17 protein-coding genes are annotated in these 23,846 nt (G+C 50.0%); 7 read left to right on the top strand and 10 right to left on the bottom strand.

Going from position 1 to position 23,846, the window contains the following annotated elements:
- The first annotated feature begins 608 nt into the window (after positions 1 to 608).
- Positions 609 to 2,267 carry an FAD-dependent oxidoreductase gene (locus tag Pla110_RS11730; protein ID WP_231742388.1) on the top strand — a complete coding sequence of 553 codons (1,659 nt, stop codon included), beginning with the start codon at positions 609 to 611 and terminating at the stop codon, positions 2,265 to 2,267.
- On the top strand, positions 2,268 to 3,212 hold the full coding sequence (locus tag Pla110_RS11725; protein ID WP_144995946.1) for an ADP-ribosylglycohydrolase family protein: 945 nt from the start codon (positions 2,268 to 2,270) through the stop codon (positions 3,210 to 3,212).
- A 174-nt stretch (positions 3,213 to 3,386) separates the two neighbouring features.
- On the opposite strand, the gene ilvD is transcribed toward Pla110_RS11725, so the two are convergent.
- The 4 genes from ilvD to Pla110_RS11705 all read right to left on the bottom strand — a co-directional run bounded on the left by ilvD (position 3,387) and on the right by Pla110_RS11705 (position 8,936).
- Positions 3,387 to 5,084 (bottom strand): dihydroxy-acid dehydratase, encoded by a 1,698-nt coding sequence (gene ilvD / locus Pla110_RS11720; protein WP_144995945.1) that lies wholly within the window; start codon positions 5,082 to 5,084, stop codon positions 3,387 to 3,389.
- A gap of 114 nt (positions 5,085 to 5,198) precedes the next feature.
- Entirely contained in the window at positions 5,199 to 7,172 is a 1,974-nt protein-coding gene (locus Pla110_RS11715; RefSeq protein WP_144995944.1) for a sodium/solute symporter, read from the bottom strand.
- A complete protein-coding gene (locus Pla110_RS11710; protein ID WP_144995943.1) occupies positions 7,169 to 7,477 on the bottom strand; it encodes a DUF485 domain-containing protein in 309 nt (102 codons plus the stop codon). Before Pla110_RS11710 ends, Pla110_RS11715 begins: the two co-directional genes overlap by 4 nt.
- A gap of 286 nt (positions 7,478 to 7,763) precedes the next feature.
- Positions 7,764 to 8,936, bottom strand: a complete 1,173-nt coding sequence (locus Pla110_RS11705) for a right-handed parallel beta-helix repeat-containing protein (protein ID WP_144995942.1) — start codon at positions 8,934 to 8,936, stop codon at positions 7,764 to 7,766.
- Between the two features lie 189 nt (positions 8,937 to 9,125).
- Here Pla110_RS11705 and Pla110_RS11700 point away from each other — a divergent pair, with 189 nt between their 5' ends.
- A complete protein-coding gene (locus Pla110_RS11700; protein ID WP_144995941.1) occupies positions 9,126 to 10,511 on the top strand; it encodes a DUF1501 domain-containing protein in 1,386 nt (461 codons plus the stop codon).
- Between the two features lie 101 nt (positions 10,512 to 10,612).
- On the opposite strand, the gene Pla110_RS11695 is transcribed toward Pla110_RS11700, so the two are convergent.
- On the bottom strand, positions 10,613 to 12,454 hold the full coding sequence (locus Pla110_RS11695; RefSeq protein WP_197440151.1) for a TadG family pilus assembly protein: 1,842 nt from the start codon (positions 12,452 to 12,454) through the stop codon (positions 10,613 to 10,615).
- Between the two features lie 827 nt (positions 12,455 to 13,281).
- On the opposite strand from Pla110_RS11695, the gene Pla110_RS11690 reads away from it, so the two are divergent.
- Together Pla110_RS11690 and Pla110_RS11685 are read left to right on the top strand one after the other, a co-directional pair.
- Entirely contained in the window at positions 13,282 to 13,848 is a 567-nt protein-coding gene (locus Pla110_RS11690) for a hypothetical protein (RefSeq protein ID WP_144995939.1), read from the top strand.
- Positions 13,849 to 13,982: 134 nt separating this feature from the next.
- Entirely contained in the window at positions 13,983 to 14,753 is a 771-nt protein-coding gene (locus tag Pla110_RS11685) for an HpcH/HpaI aldolase family protein (RefSeq protein WP_144995938.1), read from the top strand.
- A gap of 97 nt (positions 14,754 to 14,850) precedes the next feature.
- Here the strand turns inward: Pla110_RS11685 and Pla110_RS11680 are convergent, their stop codons facing one another.
- Positions 14,851 to 15,411 carry an RNA polymerase sigma factor gene (locus tag Pla110_RS11680; RefSeq protein ID WP_144995937.1) on the bottom strand — a complete coding sequence of 187 codons (561 nt, stop codon included), beginning with the start codon at positions 15,409 to 15,411 and terminating at the stop codon, positions 14,851 to 14,853.
- A 1,736-nt stretch (positions 15,412 to 17,147) separates the two neighbouring features.
- Between Pla110_RS11680 and Pla110_RS11675 the strand changes: the two genes are divergently transcribed.
- Positions 17,148 to 17,918 carry a YqjF family protein gene (locus tag Pla110_RS11675; protein ID WP_197440150.1) on the top strand — a complete coding sequence of 257 codons (771 nt, stop codon included), beginning with the start codon at positions 17,148 to 17,150 and terminating at the stop codon, positions 17,916 to 17,918.
- 15 nt (positions 17,919 to 17,933) lie between these two features.
- Here Pla110_RS11675 and Pla110_RS11670 read toward each other — a convergent pair whose 3' ends face one another.
- The 3 genes from Pla110_RS11670 to Pla110_RS11660 form a co-directional block, all read right to left on the bottom strand.
- Entirely contained in the window at positions 17,934 to 18,911 is a 978-nt protein-coding gene (locus tag Pla110_RS11670) for a carbohydrate kinase family protein (protein WP_144995935.1), read from the bottom strand.
- A gap of 260 nt (positions 18,912 to 19,171) precedes the next feature.
- On the bottom strand, positions 19,172 to 19,756 hold the full coding sequence (locus Pla110_RS11665) for a DUF2062 domain-containing protein (protein ID WP_144995934.1): 585 nt from the start codon (positions 19,754 to 19,756) through the stop codon (positions 19,172 to 19,174).
- A gap of 234 nt (positions 19,757 to 19,990) precedes the next feature.
- On the bottom strand, positions 19,991 to 20,584 hold the full coding sequence (locus tag Pla110_RS11660) for a TlpA family protein disulfide reductase (RefSeq protein WP_144995933.1): 594 nt from the start codon (positions 20,582 to 20,584) through the stop codon (positions 19,991 to 19,993).
- A gap of 328 nt (positions 20,585 to 20,912) precedes the next feature.
- Here Pla110_RS11660 and Pla110_RS11655 point away from each other — a divergent pair, with 328 nt between their 5' ends.
- Entirely contained in the window at positions 20,913 to 21,989 is a 1,077-nt protein-coding gene (locus tag Pla110_RS11655) for a formylglycine-generating enzyme family protein (protein ID WP_197440149.1), read from the top strand.
- Between the two features lie 121 nt (positions 21,990 to 22,110).
- Here the strand turns inward: Pla110_RS11655 and Pla110_RS11650 are convergent, their stop codons facing one another.
- A complete protein-coding gene (locus Pla110_RS11650) occupies positions 22,111 to 23,757 on the bottom strand; it encodes a glycine--tRNA ligase (RefSeq protein WP_197440148.1) in 1,647 nt (548 codons plus the stop codon).
- Between the last annotated feature and the right edge of the window lie 89 nt (positions 23,758 to 23,846).

Raw genomic sequence — 23,846 nt, 5'->3', positions numbered from 1 at the left:
AAAGCGGGGAAACCGATCAGGAAAATCGGCGTTCAGGAGCTACCCTATCCCCGTTTTGAAAAAGTCCCAAAGAAAGTCCCATTAAAGCGAATTGGAACTAAGGGGGAAACGAAAAAAGCGTTTTTCGATATAGCATGAGGATAGAGAGGGCAGGCGCCGGGAATCTACCTGGAAGCCAAATCAGGGATCCTAAATCCAGCGCGTCTGCCAATTCCGCCACTCTCGCAGGTGGGTACTTCTCTTGGACGCATTCTAATCAAGAGGGTTCGCTGTGACAAATCTGGATCGCATTTCGTTCAGGATAACCTCAAAAAAGTTGTCGCTTTAATCGGTTAAGCCGGTTTTTCTACACTACTACTGCTTATTCCTGACTGCTCAAGGGCTTCTGACACGAAGGAGCATCTAAAATGGTGGGTATTGGGTACCAGTGCTTGCTATGATGGGCAGCATAATTAAAGTGATTCTGCCGTCAACTAGCGAACCGAACTGAATTTCGTAATCTTGAATTAAAAAGACCGATACGCGGTTCCGGGATGGCTTCATTAAACTCAACCCGTTCTCCATCTCGAATCAGAGACCATTTCCAACGACTAGTGGATATCTGCATTATGACCTCCCGAATTGCGCTCCTGTTCTCCGGCTTGTTTTGCCTGCTTGTCGCCTCTTCTCCCATGTGTGCTGCTGATACAGAGCAGGCCCGATACCAGTCCGAGGTAGTGGTCTACGGGGCGACACCGGGGGGTGTCAGTGCCGCAATTTCTGCTGCTCGTATGGGGAATGAAGTTGTGCTGATCGCCTATCAGCAACATGTAGGTGGCATGACTGCCAGTGGCCTGGGTAAAAGCGATATTGAAAAACGGGAGATGATTCAAGGATTGTTCACGGAGTTTGTCGGGAACGTCCGTAATCACTACGTAGGTTTTTATGGGAAAGATCATCCGGACTTTCCCCTCTGTCGCGACGGTTACTATTACGAACCTTCCGTGGCCGAGGCTACGTTCGAGTCGATGCTCATGGCAGAATCGAACATCAAAGTTCTTAAAGGTTATCGACTCGTTGATGCTGAAAAAGAAGGCAACCGACTCATCGCGATTAACGTTGTCCCGCGAGATAGTGAAGAAGCTGATCGCAAACAAGATTCACTGCGAATTGAAGGCCGGGTATTTATCGACGCAACCTATGAAGGCGACCTCCTTGCTAAAGCGGGGGCTGACTTTCGTCTGGGCCGTGAATCGCGAGATGAATTCGACGAGCCTCATGCGGGTGTGATTTATTTTGATTACCAGACGAAAGAGGTTCTCCCCGGTACGACGGGAGAGGCCGACGATCGTTTGCCAGCTTACACCTACCGGCTCTGCTTCACGACGGACGCCAACAACGGATTTCAGTTGTCAGAACCACCCATCGGATATGAACGAGAGAATTACGTTGGCTATTTCCAGGATCTGGAAAACGGATTGTTAGACGGACCCAAAAACTTTAAACCAAGCCGAGGTTACAACCCCGCCCATTTTGGAACATTGGTGCGAGCCCTGTCTGTAACGAACATTCCCAACCAGAAAACGGACGTTAATATTAATCCGCGTCCGCTCGCGTTTCCATTTCCAGAAATGAATAAAGGGTACATCGAGGGGGATGAAGCCACCCGGAAGCAGATTTGCGATAACCATCGAAACATAGTACTCGGATTGATCTGGTTCCTGCAAAATGATTCGGAGGTTCCGGATGCACATCGGAAGATCGCTCGTGAATATTATTTTCCCCACGATGAATTCACAGACAACGCTGGTTTTCCGTTTCAAATGTATATTCGCGAAGGTCGACGGTTGATTGGCGAGTACACGTTGATTGAGCAGGACATCACAGGTTATGGTGAGAATCGCGAACCGAAACGGTATGAAGACAGTATCGCGGTGGGTGAATTTCCAATAGATAGTTTTCCCTGTCAGAAAAAACAACCGGGAGACACGGTGGTACTGGAAGGGTATTTGGGCCTGCTCGATCACATCACTCGACCTTATGAAATTCCCTATCGCATTATGGTACCGCAGAAAGTCGATGGCCTGCTGGTGCCAGTGGCGGCCTCGACCACGCATGTGGCCTTCTCTTCTGTTCGAATGGAACCGACCTGGATGGCACTGGGACAGGCAGCAGGTGTCGCGGCACACTTGGCGATTCAAGAAAATGTTCCCGCTAGACGAATTCCCATTGCCGAACTGCAGCGGCAATTGAAGTCCCAGGGGCACGTTATCAAACTGGCGGAATAGATGAATCATCAACAGGAAATCGACCGCCAGGGAGGCTGCTTTCTCGGCCTCGCGATAGGTGATGCCCTTGGAGCGGCAGTTGAGTTTAAGTCACCGGGAACATTTCCTCCTGTTACCGGCTACCGCGACGGAGGTCCGCATGGACTCGGACCGGGCGAATGGACTGATGATACCAGCATGGCGCTTGCCCTCGCAGAGAGCATGATCGAAGTTGGCTGGGACTTGGACGATCAGGCCAAACGCTACGTCGACTGGTGGAAGAATGGACGTTACTCGGTCAATGATCGGTGTTTTGACATTGGGATCACCGTCAGTCAGGCACTGCGTCGATACCAACAGTCTGGTGATGCCTCCACCAGCGGTAGCACAGACGATATGGCAAGTGGCAACGGTTCCATCATGCGTTTCGCTCCCGTAGCCGTTCGGTATTTTTCACTGTTGACGACAGATACCAGACATTTGATGCAACTGGCTGAGGAATCGAGCCGACCTACGCACGGTAGCGAGCAGTGCCTGTCCGCGTGTCGCTATTTCTGTCTGATTCTCAGCGGGTTAATTCAGGGAATTTCTCGAGAAGAAGTCTTGTCGTCCGACTGGGTGGTGCTCAAGGAAGAAGCGGCGAGGAAATTGTTTCACCCCGCAGTCACCGCAGTTATTGAAGGTAGCTATCTCCATAAACAACCACCGGAAATACGAGGGACCGGCTACGTCGTTCAGTCAATAGAAGCTGCTCTGTGGGCATTCTGGACGACAGACAACTTCCCAGACGCCGTGCTGGCCGCCATCAATCTGGGTGACGATGCGGACACAACCGGCGCTGTTTGTGGTCAATTGGCCGGAGCTTACTACGGAGAATCAGGCATTCCCAACGAATGGAAATCAAGGCTCGCCCAATTTGAAATGCTGGATGTACCATTGCAAAAATTGATTGAATTAAGCCATTGATGGATCTTGAGCAATCTTCGTTCATAGCTTCTGTAAGATGTTCAGATTGCAAAAAATTCTTTCCAGTAATTCTCGCGAATCGCTACCTTGTCTACTCGGTTTTTATGCTGTCAATAAAAGACAGGTAGTGGCGTTCCAGCGTAGATTTCTACCTGAGTTAAAAACTCGATCACCTCAGTCGCAGTGTGGATAATACGCTTTACTGACGCATCCGTGGTGTGCCTGAGATACGGTCGCACTGAAGTCGGCAAGGTAACCTCGTTTGGCGGCCCACAAATCCGTTGGTGGTTGCCAGGCCGATTTGCGAATCGCTAATGTGGCCTCATCGACGTGTAAGGTAATATTACCCGCTTCGAGGTCAAACGAGATATCATCATCATTTTCGACCAGTCCGATTGGTCCGCCGACAGCCGCTTCAGGCGAGCAGTGGACGCCGATGGCACCGTGGGAAACTCCCGAAACTCGTGTGTCCGACAGAAAGGCAACTTTGCCGTCCAACTCGGGAACGGTAAGCGCTGCAGTGGCGACAAGGACTTCCGGCATCCCAGCGGCCACTGGCCCCAGGTTACGGAGTACGATCACGCTACCCGGTTTGATTTGATGAGCTTCGACCGCATCGGCGACCGCTTTGGCGTCGTCGAAACAGATCGCTTTCCCTTTGAAGCGAGGCTCCTCCATGCTGGATACTTTGAAAACGACTCCGCCCGGAGCAAGGTTCCCCATACAGATTTGCATATCAGCATAAGGCTTGAACGGCTTGTCGACGGGCACAATCAAGTCCTGATCGTCACCAACGGTGGGGACGTCCTTCAGGTTTTCGGCCATTGTTTTGCCGGTCACCGTCAAACAGTCGCCATGGAGTAATCCGGCATCGAATAGATGTTTAAGAAGTAGCGGCGTGCCACCCAGTTTGTGAAGATCGAACATCGTGCGGCGACCCCTTGGGGCAAAACTGCAGACGACGGGCGTTCGTTTCAAAATGGGTTGAATATCTTCCAGATGGAAATCGACTTCGGCTTCGCGAGCCAGAGCCAGTATATGGAGAATTCCGTTGGTCGATCCACCGGCAGCAGCGATCGTCACAACGGCGTTCTCAAAAGATTTCTTGGTAAGAATGTCACGCGGCCGAATGTTCTGTTTCAACAGGTTCAGAACTGCCTTCCCAACCTGTCGGCATTCTTCTTTTTTGAGCCCATCCACAGCGGGGATGGAACTGCTACCAGGTAGCATTAGTCCGATCGCTTCCAGGGCGATGCCCCACGTATTGAACGAGGCCGCGATACCGCAACCACCGGGACCGGGACAGGCTGTTTTTAATATCTCGTCTGCTTCATCTTCACTCATCGCCCCTACCGAAGCCGCGGCACGAGAGTCATACACATCCAGGATGGAAATGTCTTCCCCTTTATGGCAGCCTGGTTTGATACTTCCGCCACTGACAATCAAACCTGGATAGTTCATGCGTGCCAGGGCCATGGCGAAGCCGGGACCGTTCTTGTCGCAGTTGTGTAATCCGATCAGGCTGTCATAACAGTGAGCACTGACGACACACTCGGCCGAATTCGCAATCAGGTTACGTGACGGGAGCGAAGCATTTCCCCCTTCGTGTCCCTGTGTGATATTATCGCTCACTCCCGGCGTACCGAATGGAAAGCCGATCAAGCCCGCTTCACGGCAACCGACGGCAAGTTCCTGACCCAGCTCGTACGCATGCACGTTGCACAGGTTTCCTTCCAGTAGGGGGACGCCAATTCCAATCTGGGGTTTGTCAAAGTCCTCTTGAGTTAAACCAAGACCATAATAAAACGCGGTGACACCTTTTTGCCAGCCGTGTGTTAGTTGGGAACTGTTCCAGTTGATTTGATGCGTCATGGAAGTCGATTCAAGCAAGCGGATAAAATGAAAGAAAACCGGACGAGCAGACAGCGCTCATCCGGTTTTCTGTTTTAACAAAAACGTGTGTAAAACGTCAGTCTCAGACTGGTCTCAAACGGCGACTTTCTCCTTGGGCTGTGTCATCAGCGAGACGACAATCAGCGTCAGGAAACCAAGAGGAATCGTAACGATCCCCGGTTGGCTGAAAGGAACCCAGGCAAGTTCCGGATCGATACCATAAACCTTGGAAAAGGTATCTGCCGAAGTCATCACCCAACCCAGCGAGGAAATCATGCCGACAGTCACAGCAGCCGTAATTCCCTGCTTCGTCGTCCGTTTCCAGAACAATACCATTAACAACGCCGGAAGGTTGGCCGAGGCCGCAATACTGAAGGCCCAGCCCACGAGATAATTCACGTTCATCTTTTCGAATAGAATTCCCAGGATGATCGCAATAATCCCCACCACCACGGCCGACATCTTACCGATTCGTACTTTGCTGTGGTCGGTCATATCTATCTTCAGCACGTCGGTCAACAGGTCGTGCACCACTGCTCCACTGGCGGCAATTATGAGACCACTCACTGTCCCCAATACTGTGGTAAAGGCAATTGCAGAAATAATCGCAAACAACCATTCGTTAATACTCTTCGCCAAAAGTGGTGCCGCCATATTGCTATTCGTTGGGTCGAGTTGACCACTGGTCATTGCTCCCAAGCCCATGAAAAGCGTCAGGACATAAAAGAATCCGATACTGCCGATACCGACAATTGTACTTTTTCGAGCCGACGCTTGGTCTTTAACCGTGTAGTAACGAATCAGAATGTGCGGTAACGACGCCGTTCCGCAGAATAACGCCAGCATCAGCGAGAGAAAGTTAATCTTCTTGATCGTGTCATCGCCCCGTAATCCCTGGAAGGAGGGGTGATTCCCGGGGCTAAGAATGTCCGTTCCACTCGTCGGCTTCTGGTAAAAGATCGTAGTGACAGCGCCGTCTTCATCAGTGAAACTTTCCGTACCGTTCAGCATGATCGTGCTGTCCTGGATAGTACGAAAGAATTGCAGCGGCCCCTGAGGGCCCGATTCAAGTTCGTCTTCCAGTAACGATTTAACCTGCCCAATCGGTTTCAGGTCCATTTGACCTTCGCCCTTACCCTGGGGTAATCCATTCACGAATGCCGCTTGATCGCTGTTTACGGTCTTGAACTGAGCTTCCCGCAGTATAAAGCCACCCGCATCGTCTTGATCTACCTTCCAAGTCAGAATCTCTTCTGACGGGTTGATTTTGACACGCATGTAGGGCAAATCAGTCCAGTTGCCCGTGTTTGGCAATGGTTCGTAAGCATTTTCCGTAGCAAGATCCGCACCGGCGGTTCGACGGACGACTTCGTCCCAGGGGATGGTTTCCATCGTGGCGTACGGACCGAAGGACTTCAGATAATTGTCGTCCGTCTCATCCTGAGGCACGGAGAAACCACGTAACAAAATAGCGATGGTGATTATAAAGCTGAAGACAACCAGCAGTGAACCTTTGATGAACTGCACGTAAGTCGTACTCACCATACCAGCCGTAACCACAATGATGGTGACAACCAGACCAACCATTAATACACCCACGTAATGTGGAAAACCGAGCAGGGGAGTAATCAACGCTCCCGCACCGACCATCTGGGGAATCAGATAAAAGATACTGACGACCAGAGTACTAATTGCCACGGTGAATTTAATTCCGCGAGATTGAAAACGGCTGTCGAGCGCATCAGCGAAAGTGTATTTTCCCATTCGCTTAAGTGGTTCTGCAACCACAAACAGCGCGACAATCCAGCCTGCCAGGTAACCGATGGAGTACAGGAATCCATCATACCCATAGAAGGAAATCATTCCGCAGATACCGAGAAACGATGCCGCCGAAAGGTAGTCGCCCGCAAAAGCGACTCCGTTGATGAACCAGGGAATCGAACCGCCAGCAGCAAAAAAACCTGCCGATGATTTCGCCTTACTCCCGAGAAAGAAACTGAGCCATAAAGTAAAAGCGACGATCGCACCAAAGATGACGACCGCCAGGGCGGAGGGTTCGTAAATCACGCAGCACCTCCTTTGGTTGATGTCGTTGAATCAGCAGGCGTGATGTCGCGGCAGAGCCACCCGTATATTAAAGCAAGAACCCACGCGGCGATGATCAATCCAAAACCGTACATCACGGAAAGATTGACACCCGCGATTTTGATGTCTTGCATCATTTTAGGGGTGAAGGTGCTGAGCAGGATATATCCCAGGTATAAAAGCAGGTAAACCGTAAACAGACGCAAACCGTATCGAGTATTCCGTTCGATATCGGACGCGTTTTCCTGTTCGCGGTTATCACTGGCATGCGGCGCAAAATCAGCCATGTAGATCACTCGAACTATTTGAAAAGGTAGAAGAATAACATCCGACTGGCTGTCATGTACCAGCAGAACGGAGAAATGTCGTTGAAGTCATTTGAGAGAAAACAAAATGACAGTCGATGATTGACGAATCAGAGGGACAATTCAAGCCGCACTCCATAGAGGACCGTCATTCTCCTCGAAATACCCCGGCTGGAGTGTCATAGAGGGATATTTTTTCCCTTGAAGCCTTTAACCATAACTATTCTGACGATGTCGGTGTTTGATGGTCAATGTGGAGTCGAGGCCATTATTCATCTGCAGGCAGAACATTGCTCCCCTTAACCAGTCTACCTTGTTTATGAGTGATTCCAGATTTGTCGAAGATGTTTCCCTGAACCAGAATCGGCTTTTTTAACTCCGTGAGATCCTCAATCACCAACTCGACATTCTCAAACAGGTTTCCGCTGATCACCGTATTATAGCCTGTAATCCAGACAGGAAGACGTTGATCAGAATTACTGGAATGAATTGTGTTCCCCGTGATGGCCGCTCCCTTTCCACGGACATCCATGGCATAGTCGCAATGGCCCCCTTCGTCGACAGTCAGCACATTATTGGCGATCACATGCCGCTCCGAATTCGCCCAGGAACGAAATCCGATATCGAGATCAGCTCCCTCTCTCACTCGCACAATATTGTTGGACATGATGATGTCATTCCCTCGGTCAGAACCAATAGCGACATGCGTCGGACCTGTGATCTCGACTTGATTTCCCCGAATGATTCCGGGGCCTGTCAGGATTTCAACGACATCGGACCCCGCATTGCCCAGGTGATTGTTAATCACATTCATATAGGAGCCTTCCAGCATAATGCCCAAGCGTTTCGCATTATGCACGTGGCAGTTCTCAATGGTAATGTGATGATTGCGTAATCCCGTAGGTCCACCCGGATAGGTATAGAACGCTTTGATTCCACAAAACTCAAACCGGGCATGAGAGACATTCGGATCGCCATCATCATTCTGATTCTGGTCACTGTTAGCGTCGACGTATAAATCACGAATGGTAATGTAACCGACATCAGAACCGATGATTCGAATCACATTCGTATTCTGATCCGCAGCCTGAATCAGTTTCGTCGCGGCCCCTTGTCCAGCCAGAGTGACGTTCGACCGATCAATCAGAACACCGCCCAATGTTTCGGGAACGTGCTTTATGTCGAAAGTTCCTCCAGACAACCGAACCGTTCCACCTGCTTCTGGGAGAGCAAGAATAGCCTGTCGGATCTCTTCCTGATCACCTTCTCCATCGCAGACAAAATCTGCCGCAGCACGAATCTTGGAAGACGCATTGCTCGCCGCGACAAGGATCGCCCCATTGGCTCCGTTCCCAACTTGTTTCTGGGCGTAAACATCACAGTCTGGTCTCGCGATTGTGGTTAAGCAGTAGAGACAGCACGTCAAGAAGAATTTGTTCATTTATCATTCCTATTTACAAAGTCAAACATGTTTGATTACTCAATCCTAGACGGGCCTCGCAGGATTCGCAATTCGGTAAAGCAGAGGGGGAACCGTAATTGCGGACGTCTTTGGAAACGCGTATAGTCCATGTTAGAGCGTTAGATTCTCTTACTAAAACGCCTTCCTTCATTTGCCAGAGGTCGATTCATGGCCAGGCTCCAGCTCTCAAATTCATTCTCTATCCATCGCCGGGAGTTCCTTCGCTTGGGAATGACAGGCGCCGCTTCGCTTTCCCTTGCAGAACTCAATCGCCTGCGGGCGGAACAACCACTGGCTGATTCCGCGCAGAACGAAAAGACGGCAGTCATTCTGGTCTGGTTGATCGGTGGTGCAAGCCATCTGGAAACGTATGATCCCAAGCCCCAGGCGCCCAGCGATTATCGCGGCCCCTTTCTGCCGATCGAAACCAATGTTCCCGGTTTAAACATCAGCGAACTGCTTCCCATGCATGCAAAGATCGCGGATAAAATGACCGTGATCCGATCACTGACCCATTCAGGAGGAAATCACCAGCAAGGGGCGCAGCAACTACTAACGGGACATGACATTCAGGCACTGAAAAATAAACCGGATCACCCCGATCTCTTTTCAATTGCGCATCGCCTGCGTTACGACGTGAATCACGATATTCCCAACTATGTAGGGCTGCAACCGACTCCCTACGTTGGGCCTGCATATCTTGGAACCTCCTACGAACCCTTCGCTGTCTATAATGATCCCAATCTCGAAAACTTCGCCGTACCTAATCTGGGAACAGTTACTGCGGAAGCCGAAACTCGCCTGACCGAAAGGATTTCTCTTCGTAAACGATTCGATCGCCTCCAACAGAATCTCGAACAGATTCAGGAGATGCAGGCGTTGAACGCTTTCGAACAACAAGCAGCGAATGTGCTGACGTCGACTAATACACGCGAAGCGTTTGACATCAAACAGGAATCAGCGGCAATTCGCGACCGCTATGGACGAAATCAATGGGGCCAACAACTACTACTGGCGCGACGACTGATTGAATCTGGGGTGGAATTAATTACGACAACGCTGAACGGATCCCTGTGCGGGCGAATTCATAACTGGGACGATCACGCTGTAAACCACCACTGCTTTGATGTGATGAAAGCACGGGCACCCTATTATGATCAAGCGGTGACCGCACTAATTGAAGACCTCTTTGAACGAGGACTTAACAAACGTGTAATGGTCGTCGTCACAGGAGAGTTCGGGCGAACGCCTCGAATTTCTTACGCTAACGATTCTGCGTCTGGAATTATGCAACCAGGGCGGGACCACTGGCCGAATGCGACATCATTAATCTTCGCCGGGGGTGGAATACCTACAGGACAGATTGTTGGAGCGACCGATCCACGAGGGGAAGAAGTCGTAGAGCGTCGAATCAGTCGCGAAGACTTCCTGATGACTCTATATAGACACCTCGGGATTGATCCCCGGCCGATTTCCTTCACCGATTACTCCGGACGCCCAATCCCCATTCTGTTGGAGGGAGAAGTCGTCCCCGAACTATCGGCGAATTCCTGATGACGAGATCAATAAGAAAACCCGCTGCGGATATTGATTTCCACAACGGGTTGCTTGGCATTCATATTAAGGGGAACCGGTAGTGTTCTCCTTACTGACTCTCAAGGACTTTCTGAGTGAGTCAGTTTAGGTGGAGGAACATTGGCAGCAATTCGAGCGAATGCCTGTAGCATCTGTTCTTCCATCGCGGCCACTGTTGTTCCGCCGGGAACATCGACCCAGATACCATCTCCAGCAAAGGCAATCGCTTTCATGAAATCGCGGTCCGCGTTCGCTCCCACACTCATTGTGTGAATGGTATATCCTTTGTCAATAGCCTGTTTGACACGGACGAATGTGTATAACTTGTGCGAATCGGACGTTGTGTAATCGGCAACGCCGTCTCCGTTATAATCCGTCATTGCATTCCAGCTAAAATCGGAAGGTACGGACCAGTTGTTATCACTCGTATTCGCATTTCCGTCCGTCATCAGCAGAATCGTTTTTTGCGATCCGTAACGACTATGCTCATCCAGCAATTTGATCGCTTCGTGCAGTCCACCACCTACGTTGGTGGTGTTGTAGTAATGGGCCGCCTGCTTATGCTTCTGGATCGTATCGATTGCTGAATAATCATCGGTGATCGGTGTTGCTCCGATATCCACCGATTCAGATACCCAGCCATCTGGAACGAGTTGCGATTCAACTCGGTGGTATGTGTCATAAGTCACCAACCCCAGATGGTCTCCGAAGTCCAACCCGTCCAGGAATTCACATAACAGTGATCCTCCTGATTTAACAGCATTAAACGGGTAATGCCGTGTTTTCCATAATTCAGGAGTGCTCGAATACGGCATTTGCGCATCCAGCCAATAGTGAACCAGGTTCATCATACCGAATTGATATCGATATCCAGCCCGGTTGACTTCTGAATCATTCAAGCAATAACTGATAAAGCTGTTCCAGGAACCAGAAGGATACGGATAGTTCACTCCGTTAAGATCGAGCCCTCGCTTCAAAGTGTCATAATCAAACAAATCAAAGTCTGCATAATATTCGCGACCATTTTCCTTATAACGCACCTTTGCATATTTGATTAACTTTCCAGAGTTAGACCCTGTGCCAGATAAAGTCTTCGATTGTCCCGAAAGCGAAGAGAAGTTCTGATATTTGTTGTCGCTGAAATAGAGCCTGGCGTAATCCAATTGCTTGGTGGTGGTGATATCAACCGTGCTTTTCTTCCAAGTCAAAGAGACTTTCGGGCTGCTACTACTATCCGAGGGAATTGTGATCCAGTCGTTGTCGAATTGCATATTCCCATAGGTAGGAGAGTCGAGGTCGGTCCAGATGTTGTAAAGGCCATCATCGATTGCCTGTTGCCCAAGTTTGTCGATACTGTCTGATCGCCAGAGGCTGTCGTAAACCATCGATCCTGAAAAGTCCATTACCACAACTAAGTCGCGAGAATCGATATAGGCGACTGCTTCAGCTCGCAATGCGACTTGATCGTTGTCGAACATCTTTGCGAAGAACAGATCGACTTTGGCATCTGGCGCAGTCTGGCTGGGATTGTCTTTACGTACGATGACTTTAACCGCATTAAAGGGAGAAACACCCCACGTGATCGTAGCCTCACCTGAATTCTCGTCTAAAGTGCGCTGCCCAAAGAGGACGTCGATCTGAGGGTCGATAAACATCCCGTTCAGTTCAGCCACATGTTCTGCCATCACACGAGCTTGATCTTGGGCATAGGAGTTTGCATCCTGAACTTCCCCCTGCACATTACCTGAGGAAATCTGATCGGAGATTTCATCAAGAGCAATTGAGATCTCCTGGGCAGCAGCCAGGGCAGCTGCGTCGGCCACATTCTGCATTCGGACTTTAAATACTGCCACAACACCAAGGTCTATGCTCATGGCTAGAAAGCCTGCGGTTGCCATTATTCCAAAAAAGGTAAGGATCATAAACGCCCCCTTCCTTTTTTCCTCCCTAGGCAAGTCGGTCCTGATCGTTGTGGTCTTCATTTCATAGTCCTCCCCCGAGTTGTGAGTGGGTCAGTCACCCCTGAATGACTGGCCACGATGTTGGTAATGTATGCTTCCGGTTTTTGAACCGACAGGTTTCCAGATGTGATGGTTGTCCATGTCGCATTTTGAGTTTGGCTGGATTGAGCCAACTGAAATGTCGCCCGAACGAGAAAGCATAGGACGCGATTTTGAAAACTTGGCAAGAATTTAAGGGAGGCCGATCGGTGCGAATCCTTTGCAAGAGTTGCGTAAATTCACCGTCTGATCTTGGAGGCTGTTCATCAGTTTTATGCCGTCAGATAGAAAGTGGCAAAAACCTGCATAAATTCAATGAGTTTTATTGACGGAAACGTCTGTAGATAAATTTTCAATACGTGGACTTCCTACCACAGAACAGCCCGGAGCACTGAACAAATGTGATGAATTTATTTTCGGGAAAATTGCCCGCATGAGTCTCCGAACCCGTAATACCCGGTCTGAAGGTGAGGTTTTTCATATCAATAGTTAAGTTTCCGTGGCAGTCTTCAGATAGGCATGAGAGTATGCCCTTCGATATCGAATAGCCCGTTTAAACATTCTTCGGATTGATAAAGTCTCTCGTTTCCCACCGCAAAGTCAGTGCCTGGAAGGGGAGAAATCCTTGCATTGAAGTGGCACATCGATTGAACTATAAGATGAGGACGCTTCTTCATTTAGAGCCTCTCATTTGAAGCACTGTGCCTTTCACTTCTCACTTCAGCGACAATCTACTTAAAGGAATCGAAATGCAGTCTCGATTCATGGCTATTCTGTTGACCGGCACCCTTTGCCTGGGAATGCTCACCGGTTGCAGTAAGGAGCAGATCCTCGGCTGGTTCGGCAGTTCGGAAACCACGCCAATTTCTCAGAATGCAGCCAAACCCACGTTTTCCATTCCAGAATCACCGTTCTTTGAATTGAAAATTAATCCCAACTTCAAAACAAAGGGCTGCTACGCCAAACTGGACACCTTCAATTCAGGCAACCGTCCAAACGTATTGCGCATCAAGTCTTATGAGACTCCAGAAGAGGAGACCTTTCCTTCCTTTCTGATCTATGCCCATGTCTCTGGAAGATCATTTGGAGCCCTCATAGATACAGAAATCAACGCGAACCTGTATGCCGCTGCGGAACAGGGAGGCAGAGTATTCCATCACATTGATGGCGAAGGGGGAACCAAGGTGAAAATCAAAATCACCGAGGTGACCGATAATGGTGTGATGGGAGAAATCATCGGTGGCAATATTGCCGATACTTACAGTCGCGACCCGCAGAATGCCAGCGGCAACTTTTATGCACGAATTCAGCTCTGATCCACACCATCTAGCCTTTACTACGTTCGTTTCGTTTTCTTCTGATCGTTGACTTCTGGACATTCCATGCTGTCCAATACGTTTAGTTTTCAAACTTTCCGTATTCCATTTCAACATTCAGAAAAAGCAGTCTGATGCATAATATTAAAGCGCGTCTCTTAAACGACGAAATGGTGGTCGCCCTTGGAGTCGGTCGGGTTCCTCATCACAACCTGATTCAAATGGTGGGGATTAACAAGGGATTTCATGCGGTCTGGCTAGACCACGAACATGCCGGCATGTCGATGGAAAATCTTGAGGTGATGACTCTCGCCGCACGCAGCCAGGGGCTCGACTGCTTCGTTCGCATTGCTCCCACTGATTATGCGCTGGTAACAAAGTGTCTGGAAGCTGGGGGAGGAGGAGTGATGGCAGCGCAAATCCACACCGCCGAGCAGGCAGAAGAGTTCGTCAAGTGGACTAAGTTTTATCCCCGAGGCTACAGAGGACTCAACACCAGTGGATGGGATGGGCAGTTCGCCACCATTCCCATGGCGGAATTCTGCGAGAAAGCCAACCGGGAGAATTTCCTCGCGATCCAGATCGAAACGGCTCAGTCTGTCGAAGAAGTCGACGAAATTGCTGCGATTGAAGGTGTCGATTTGCTTTTCGTCGGACCCGCCGACCTAAGTCAGAACCTGGGAGTGACGGGTGATCTCTTTCACGAAAAATGCATCGACGCTCTGGATCGAGTGGCAGCCGCCTGTAAAAAACATGGCAAACATTGGGGGGCAGTCACCGTCTCTCCTGAACATGCCGAACTACTCGTTAAAAAAGGCTGCCGCTTGATATCTCCTGCGAGTGATACCAAGCTGATCAATTTGGGGATTCAGACGGTCAAAGATCAGTACAAGAGTTATTTCTAAGAATCCCAATCCGTTGCTGGTAGCGTACCGTTTTCAAATAGAGGCGCATACAAACACGACCCTTCCCGCATCAAGCCGGAAGGATCGTGTTTTATTTTTAGATAGCGCTGCCGTTAAGCAACTCTTCTTTCAGTCGGTTTCGAGCCGTGTGCAGTCGACGTTTGATCGTACCAATCGGGCTCTCGAACTGATCACTCATCTCTTTCAAGGACTGGCCTTCGAAGTAGAAAGCAATCAACGTTTTCCGGTCGAGATCTCGCAGTCGATTCAGACTTCCCCGTACCTGATCGGCCCGCTCGTCTTTCAGAATTTCTTCCAGCGGATTCGTGGGCTCAATTTTCAGGGCCTGAAAAGTCTCGTTACTCTGCAATGTCTCAGGAGGTTTCCGCACAGCCCGGTTGATCGACATCCGGACGGCGATTTTCTTGATCCAACCCGCAAACCGCTCGGGCTCACGCAGCTGATCCAGTTTACGGAACACTTGGATGAAGACTTCCTGAGCCACCTCACTTGCTTCCGAACGATTTCGCAATCGTTTCAGAGCAACAGAGAAGACCATCGGTTCGAACTGTCTCACCAGTTCGTTAGCGGCATCCTGATCTCCGCGTTGAGTAGCCAGCACCAGTTTCAGCAATTCGTTTTCAGTTTCAGCAATCATTATATAGTTCCTTCTGGAGCTTTATCCTTTCGTGTGCTTCTATGGAGCCTGCTTTCATCAGGCAGAGTTAAGGGAGTGGAAGCACGGGATTATGTGTGTATGCAAGTGCAAAGAAATACCATCGATTCCGTTCGGAGGTGCTGTCTTCAGATGCAATGCGTCTACGAAAGGGACCAGATAGACTGGTGTAACGGAGTCCGTAAGCGTTCTGAAAAACAGCCGGCGACCGACTGAACACGGGATAGCCCAAGAGTGCACAAAAGGAGAACGGTAAGTACCTTTTGGACGACTCGGGAAGAACGAATTTCAACCTGCTATTTGCAAGTCGGGAAAGGAACCGAACCTTAACTGAGGTTCGATATGCCTCTTTCCATCGTTCTGGTCCGTGTCGACGGCGTCGTCCCTGATGGGGAACAACAACAGGCAAGCAATAAGCTTGGTTCTCCTGTCATCCATTCCAGCCAGGACATTAGGGAGCCCGGCTTATCATGGGACGAATTGCGCTTGGCGGAATGTAGATAGCTAACGCGGGCAAAACGTACGACCATCTCGTTGGCAACATTCGCAATACCTGCTACGAGAGCGGCTTGGACTTGATTGACCACTTGGATGTTTTGGTTATTAAATCGCATCGTTCTACCTCCTGCGTCATTCCGCAGTTCCAGAAGATTGAGACTGAGCCCTGGATATAATCTCACAGTTAAAGAAACTCAGTCCTCGGTTGCACGTTGTCACTTTCTTATCGTGCAAAATAAATTAAGTCTTTTAAAATCAGGTGCTCCTACGCATCTGAGTTTGCTCAGATGCTGAAGATACACCTTCCTCTATCAACAGGAGTGTCCGGTTCGACAGTTGGTTCGCCCCCGTTGTTCTTATTTTCGGATTTTTCTGCGGAATTGCCATAGCTGTTTCTTAAAATCTCTGATGAATAGTGTAAACGCGTTCCGTTCGGGAGGGCATTATTCGACGTAATTGCCTGCCCAGTAATAATTTGCAAAGCCTGCTTCACGCGCTAAGTAATTTTAGGAATTCGGCGTTAAAGACTGCGTAATCGGTAAAGTTTAACATTACAGCTGGTCGATCATTAAAACATCCACTTGTTGGAAGCTGTTTAAATCGAACCCGCTGAATTTAAAAGCAGGATTACCCCCCATGAGTCGTTTTGCTCTACTTACCGCCGTGACTTTGTTCTCCTTCACCGCCGTCGGGTGTTGCTACCGTGGCCCCATTTGTGATCCGTGCACCGGAATGTCATACGGAGGAGGATGGGAACCTTGTATTAAGTTATGTGGTCCCGGTGGGTTGTTTGACACTTGCTGCACAGGAGGATGTGTGAATCCTTGTGCTGATCCATGCTGTGGTCCTTCAATGGGTATGGCGCCTCCGATGATGGGGGGGGACTGCTGCAACACTCCCGGGCCGTCTTACTATCCTGGTCCCAGTTACAGCAGCCCAATGCACTCGTCACAGATGCCTTCCTCACAGATGCCTTCCTCACAGATGCCTTCCTCACACATGCCTGGACCTCATCTTTCGGTCCCGACCCCCGTCGGTGTACCCGGAGGACCTGTCTCGTATCACAGCCCCGGCGTCTCTTCCGGTTTACGGGTAAGCAGCCATCCTGAACCTGCCGGCCCTGTTTATCAACAGTCATCAAATTCGCCATGGATTCGCGCCGGCTATTAACTTGCTCAATTGGGAATGTGGCGATTTCGACAAAGAGCAACTTCTGCTTCATGACGGACTCAGATACGATGCCTGAATTCGACCGACTTGCTCCGACTCGGCGACCGAATGAAAAGCCGGTTGGTTTTCAGGCTTGGAAAAACCTCTTCTTTCTACACTGGACCGTCCCGGTCGAAATTATTCGGGCTGCAGTTCCAGCTCCTCTGGAGTTGGACTTGTATCAGGGAAATGCCTGGCTCGGTATTGTTCCCTTTCAGATGCGAAGTGTGCGGCCCGCGTGGTTGCCGCCGGTGCCGGGAATGTCCAATTTCCTGGAAACCAATGTCCGGACTTACGTGCATTATCGAGGGGAACCCGGAGTCTGGTTCTTCAGCCTTGATGCCAACGCGACCATTGCTACCTTGGTCGCGCGTTACTGCTGGAACCTCAACTACTGTCGCGGACGGCTTACCTTAAAAGAGCAGAGCGACCTGTTTCAGTGGACCGGCCGACGCTGGTGGCCTGGTTCGGAGTTCGGCGAATGTGGATACGATATTCAAATTGAACTCGATCCCACCCAGAAAGAGTTTCAAACGGCAATTGCCGGATCATTTGAGCATTTTCTCGTGGAACGTTATCTGCTATTCACGCAAACCAAGGCGGGAAGATTGTTGCGGGGACAGGTACACCATCATCCTTATCGCTTTCAGACAGTCAAAGCGGCGCACTATACCGGGACTCTCGAAAAACCGTTGGCTCTGCCCGCCCTGGCCGAAACACCCGATCATACTCTCTTCAGCCCCGGTGTATCCGTAGAGATGTTCAAGCTGAGCGAGGTCTAAACGGGACGAGCGATCCTACAGAGGGAGAACTTCGAGCGTCTGTTGGCCTAGGTAGTCTTCAAGCTCTTCCCCGGTAAAGACGCTCGTCGTCGCCCCAACGGCACGCACGGCACTCGCGCCCAGGGCGCTGCCACGGATCACACAATCCAGCAATGTTTTCTTACCCAATAAGCCATGCATGAATCCGGCGACGAATGCATCGCCACTTCCCGTTCCATCGACGAAGGGAACTCGGAAGCAGTTGGTACGGAACTCTTCTTTATCGCTGATCACTACCGTGCCCTTGTCTCCACAGGTGATCAGAACGGTTCCCGCTCCCGCGTTACGCAGTTTACGGGCTTGCTCGACGGGATCACTGAGGCCAGTCAGCAATTCCGCTTCGTCGTCGTTCGGCATGAAGTAGTCAGTATACGGCAAGGCTTTTTTGATATCATGCCAGTAATCTTTCTGCGTCGGTGTTACAACATCAAGCACCGTCGTGACTCCCGCCGCTCGCGCCACCTTGAAAATGTCAATCACGTTTTTCTGCGACAGGCTGGGGGGCAACAGATAGCCGCCGAGGTACAGGATTTTCGACTGAGAGATAAGCTCCGGTGTGATTTCCCGACCGTCAAATTCACCATTCGCTCCCACAGAGTGAATAAAGCGACGGTCCTCCCCTTTGACATTCACAATGAGGGTCGTTGCTGTCTGGGATGTCGTCGACTCGGACAGGTAATCGCAGACGACGTTCTGTCGGCTTAATTCCTGTTTGAGATGTTGGCCGAAGATATCGTGTCCGATTCTCCCCAGAATGGCCACATTTCTATTTAAACGCGCCATATCCACAGCAACATTCGACGCGCATCCACCAACAGCCAATTGGGTTCTCGGCGTGAGAATTAATTCGCCCTGTTTAGGCATGTAGGGAATTGGTTCGCACACATGGTCAGAGACGATGATTCCCGCGCACAGGCAGTCGATAGGCGGTTCGTCCATTAATGAACTTGTCATAAGAGAGTTAATCAGAAAAGCCGTATTCTGATTTTCTAGAAGAGAGAGTAGCGAGAGAGAAAGCGGGCAATCCAGTGTAATGAACTCGTGCTATTTCACAACGCTACTGGGGAATCATCAATGGAAATGAATCCTCTTGTCTTGGGCGATTCACGTATGCAACCTACGGAGTCGCAATCTTTCGTAGACTAACTTTTGAATGACTGTTACAGATCTCCATCGAAATGTGACCGGGAGAAAGCAAAGCTATTGTTGAGGAACTAATGCGTCGTCTGTCTAGTGACGGTCGTCCGTTTGCGGGAGGGGACGTATTCAGGAGGGGTTACGACTTTCGGAGGCTCCACTTTTTTTTCAAGGCGGAAGCTTTTCAGAAGGTAATTCATTGCCGGGTAGGTTAAGAGCCCGGACACACAGCCGATGACTAATGAACCCAATACTAAGGGCCAACCGAATTCTACCAGCAGCGCGTAGATCTGATTCCACCAGGCGAGATTCGCGTCGTTATGTAGAATCTCTGACAATCTCGAAAGTGGTGCTTCTCCATCCATCAGCAAGCTTCCGACCTGATAGTCGAAGTAATAAATCGGCACCATCGTCAACGGATTGGAAATGTAAACGGCAATCATGGCCGCAATTATGTTGAACTGAAACAGCCTTCTCGTCAGCAGAGAAACCAGCAGGACAATAAGCATCTGAATTCCCACCGTCGGTGTCATGCCGATGCCGATGCCGATTGCGGTACCTAATGCAATGGAATGGCGGCTGTCGTCCAACATCAGGATCGCGCGCAGCAACTTCCGAGGGCTGCTGTACCACTTTAATCCTAATTTCGGCGGTCTTTCCATTGATTCTACTTTTCGAACGATGGGACGGAATGCAGGGAGGGAACAAAAGGCGAAAGGGATTGATTGAACGCCTGACTTCAACAATGTCCCCGAGTTTTGTAAGACAGAAGTTTTCCGAGTTTAGTGGTCGTAGGACCTGCTTAAACTCTCGCGGACTCGCTGTCGCTATACGAGATCAAGTTGTTTTGTCGAGGGCATTGGAGGGATATCGACTCCTTTACTGGAGAAGGCGTATTATTTTGCGTCCAGTAACGCTTTAACTTGCGGAATTATATCCTTTTTATAGGTAAATTCGTCATCAGGTGACTCCAACTGACTGTTGTCGAACCGCTTCACTAAATTTCCTGCCTTATCATAAACAAAAACGGCTGGAAGGGAATCGAACTGGAGGGATTCGTAGACTTCTTCGGATTCTTGTGTACATATGTAGTTGGTTAACGTCGCATTGTACTTTCGCAGCTGAACGAGGACATCCTCTTCAAACGATGTCGGAGGCTCCCCTTCAATCCCGTCGTAGTTCAGATTTAGAGAGACGCAGACGACATCTTCTGGAAACTGTTTTTGCAGGGCGACCAGATTGGGAAACTCCCGCAGGCAGGGGAGGCACCACGTCGACCATGTGTCCAGAACTACGACTTTTCCATCCTGTTTCGCAATGAATTCCTGCACATCCTTCAGATCACCATAAACGACCTCAATCGGAGCAGGCGACTCTGCTTCAACATTGTTTTCCTCTGGTTTCGTAGATTCAGCTTCGGAAGCAGGAGTACATCCGACGATGCAAAACAGCGGTAGAAGGCTCAGAGCAAATAGTTTGAAACAGCGCATACAGTTTTCTCTCGAGATGTTTTGTTGAGTGCTTTAGATGTTGAGTGCGTAAGATTTAAGGATCACAGGGACAATCACTTCCAGCAGCTGCATAATAGTCGTGGAAGCAGATTCTCTTCTGTGAGACGGTCTTCTCGCATGTTATCCTTAGAGATCGTTCCGATTCTGGCTACCTGGGGGCAGTAATTGACGCTTCTAAGCGGCCCGATAATCATAGGGAATTCCGAGACGGTCGGCCATTGTGAAATTAGATTGAAAACGGCGACGGCCTCTATATCTTGTCTCCTGACATCGCTGATAATTTCCATCACTGATACTGCATAATAAGATGATTAAAGCTCACCTCCTCAAATTGTTCGTGCTCTCCGCCGTCGTGGCGGCAGGATCGCTCGTTTGGATCAACCTGAACGCCGCTTCGGTCACACCGGTCGAACCGCCGGAAGGGATGGTTATGATCCCCGCAGGCACCTTTCTGATGGGGAACAATACTGGGCCTCCCCAGATGAAAGACATGCCAAGTCATCTTAACGACGAAGCCCCCGCGCACTTGGTGGAGTTGGATGGATTCTGGATGGATCAAACCGAAGTGACTAACGCTCAGTTTGCAAAATTCGTGCAAGCGACCGGTTACCAGACGATTGCCGAACGTAAGCCGAAACGAGAAGACTTCATCGGCCGGATACCGGATGTATCCATTATTCCCGAAGAAAACCTACAGGCAGGGTCTATCTGTTTTAACTCCTCTGTCGATCCAGCAACTCTTCAGAAGTCCAACCCGCTCTGGCCTTACCAGATCTGGGACTATGTTCATGGCGCCAACTGGCGACACCCACAAGGCCCTGAATCGACCATCGAAGACAAAATGGACCATCCTGTCGTCCATGTCTCCTGGGAAGATGCTCAGGCGTATTGTAAATGGGCCGGCAAACGACTTCCCACCGAAGCCGAATGGGAATATGCCGCTCGTGGGGGCCTGTCGGAGAAACGGTATCCGTGGGGAGATGAGCAAGTTCCGGATGGCGAATGGTCAATCAACATCTGGCAGGGAGTCTTCCCGGAGACGAATCGACTTGAAGATGGTTTTCAGACGACCGCTCCAGTGAAGTCTTTCTCCCCGAATGGATACGGCCTGTACGACATCTCTGGAAATGTTTGGGAATGGTGTCACGACAACTACACGCCAGATTATTACGGTAAGAGTTCTCGCAAGAATCCCCAAGGACCTGCCAGCAGTTACGATCCTATGGAAGAGAATATTCCCAAGCGGGTCCAGAGAGGTGGTTCCTTCATGTGTAGCGATACCTACTGCTGGGGGTATCGTGTCTCCGCCCGTATGAAAGGGGACCCCACTTCGGGAGCCTTTCACACTGGGTTTCGTTGCGTCCAATCGGTTACGATAGAATAAAAATACGCAACAGAGTCTCTGCTCACGAACCATGGTGGTTCCCATTCAAACATAAAAAAACGGCTGATCCTTTGTTAATCAGAATCAGCCGTTTGCTATTGTGCTCAATCGAACTGTGAAATCAGATTGCGTATTCATCCAGTTTACAGCGGATCGTTTCGACCACTTTGTCTACATGAACCCGTTCCTGCTGCAGGCTGTCACGATCACGGATGGTTACAGTGCCGTCTTCCAGCGTATCGCCATCGACAGTAATGCAGTAAGGAGTACCGATTTCGTCCTGTTGGCGGTAACGTCGACCAATGGCTCCCTGATGGGCATACGTACTGGCGATACCGGCTCGTTTTAACTGGCGATAAAGATCGGCCCCTTTTTCCAGCATACCGTCTTTCTTGATTAGCGGGAAAACGGCCGCTTTGATGGGGGCGAGTAACGGATGGAACTTCATCACAGTTCGTTTCTGCATGCTGCCTTTGTCGTCCGGTTGCTCGTCCTCTGTGTAGGCTTCGCAAATAAAGGCCAACGTCGCTCGGTCCGCACCCGCAGCTGGCTCAATGACATGGGGAACAAATCGTTCGCGCGTCTGGTCATCAAAGTAGGTCAGGTCTTTTCCGCTTCCACGATGACGGGGTTGGCCATGCTCATCTTTTTCAACAACGAGTTCGTTGCCTTCTCGAACAAGTTTGCCTTCCATGTGGGAACGCAGGTCGAAATCACCCCGGTGGGCAATTCCTTCCAGTTCACCATATTCGCCTTCTTCCATGAACGGATAGGAGTACTCGACATCCGCTGTTCCGACGGAGTAGTGCGACAGTTCGTCTTCCGTATGGTCCCGAAGGATCAGGTTGTCGGGATTAATCCCCAAGTCGGAATACCATTTGAAACGACGGTCACGCCAATATTTATACCATTGGAAAGACTCTTCTGGTCGACAGAAGAATTCCATCTCCATCTGTTCAAATTCGCGTGAACGGAAGATGAAGTTCCGAGGTGTGATTTCATTTCGGAAACTCTTACCGATCTGCGCGATTCCAAACGGAAGTTTCACACGGCTGCTGTCGACCACATTTTTGAAGTTGACGAACATTCCCTGTGCTGTTTCCGGTCGGAGAAAGGCGGTCGATTCTTCACCTGCCAACGCGCCTACGATGGTTTTAAACATCAGATTGAATTCGCGTGGATCGGTCAGCTCGCCTCGACAATCAGGGCATTGTGCGACGGGAGGAGATTGCTGGTCACCGGCCAGCTTCATATAGCTGTCCAGAGGCATGGTCTCTTCAATTGTGGGTTTGCCGTATTCTTTGGTGGCTTTGTCGAGTCGCTTCTGTTGTGCCTTGGAAAGGCCAGTGTCGTTTTCGACGTCCTTCATGTAGGTTTCACACGCGACAGGGGCGTTCGTCGCTGCATCGAGTACCACACGCGTTGTAATATGGTCAACGCGGAAACGACTCTTGCACGACTTGCAGTCCACCATGAAGTCGTGGAACAAGTCGTAATGCCCAGATGCTTTCCATACTTTGGGGTTCATGATGATCGAGGTTTCGATCCCCACCATTTGGAAAGCGCTAGGCGCTCCTTCCGGCACGAAAAGTTCATCGTGCTGGGTGATCATGGTATTGTACCAGGCGTTCCGCACATTCCGCTTGAGTTCTGTTCCCAGCGGACCATAATCCCAGAAGCCTTGCTGACCGCCGTAGATATCGGAGTTTTGAAAGATAAAGCCACGTCGCTTGCATAGAGCAACGATTTGTTCCATCGATTTGGGCATGTTTCTTTCCACAATGCTGAAAACAAAGAGTGAACTTGGTCTGGCATCAGGGGACGAATTCCTGATCGTGACTCAAGCTTGAGCATGAC

It is taken from the genome of Polystyrenella longa, from assembly GCF_007750395.1.
Taxonomy (GTDB): Bacteria; Planctomycetota; Planctomycetia; order Planctomycetales; family Planctomycetaceae; genus Polystyrenella; species Polystyrenella longa.
This window is presented reverse-complemented; position numbering and strand designations above follow the sequence as displayed.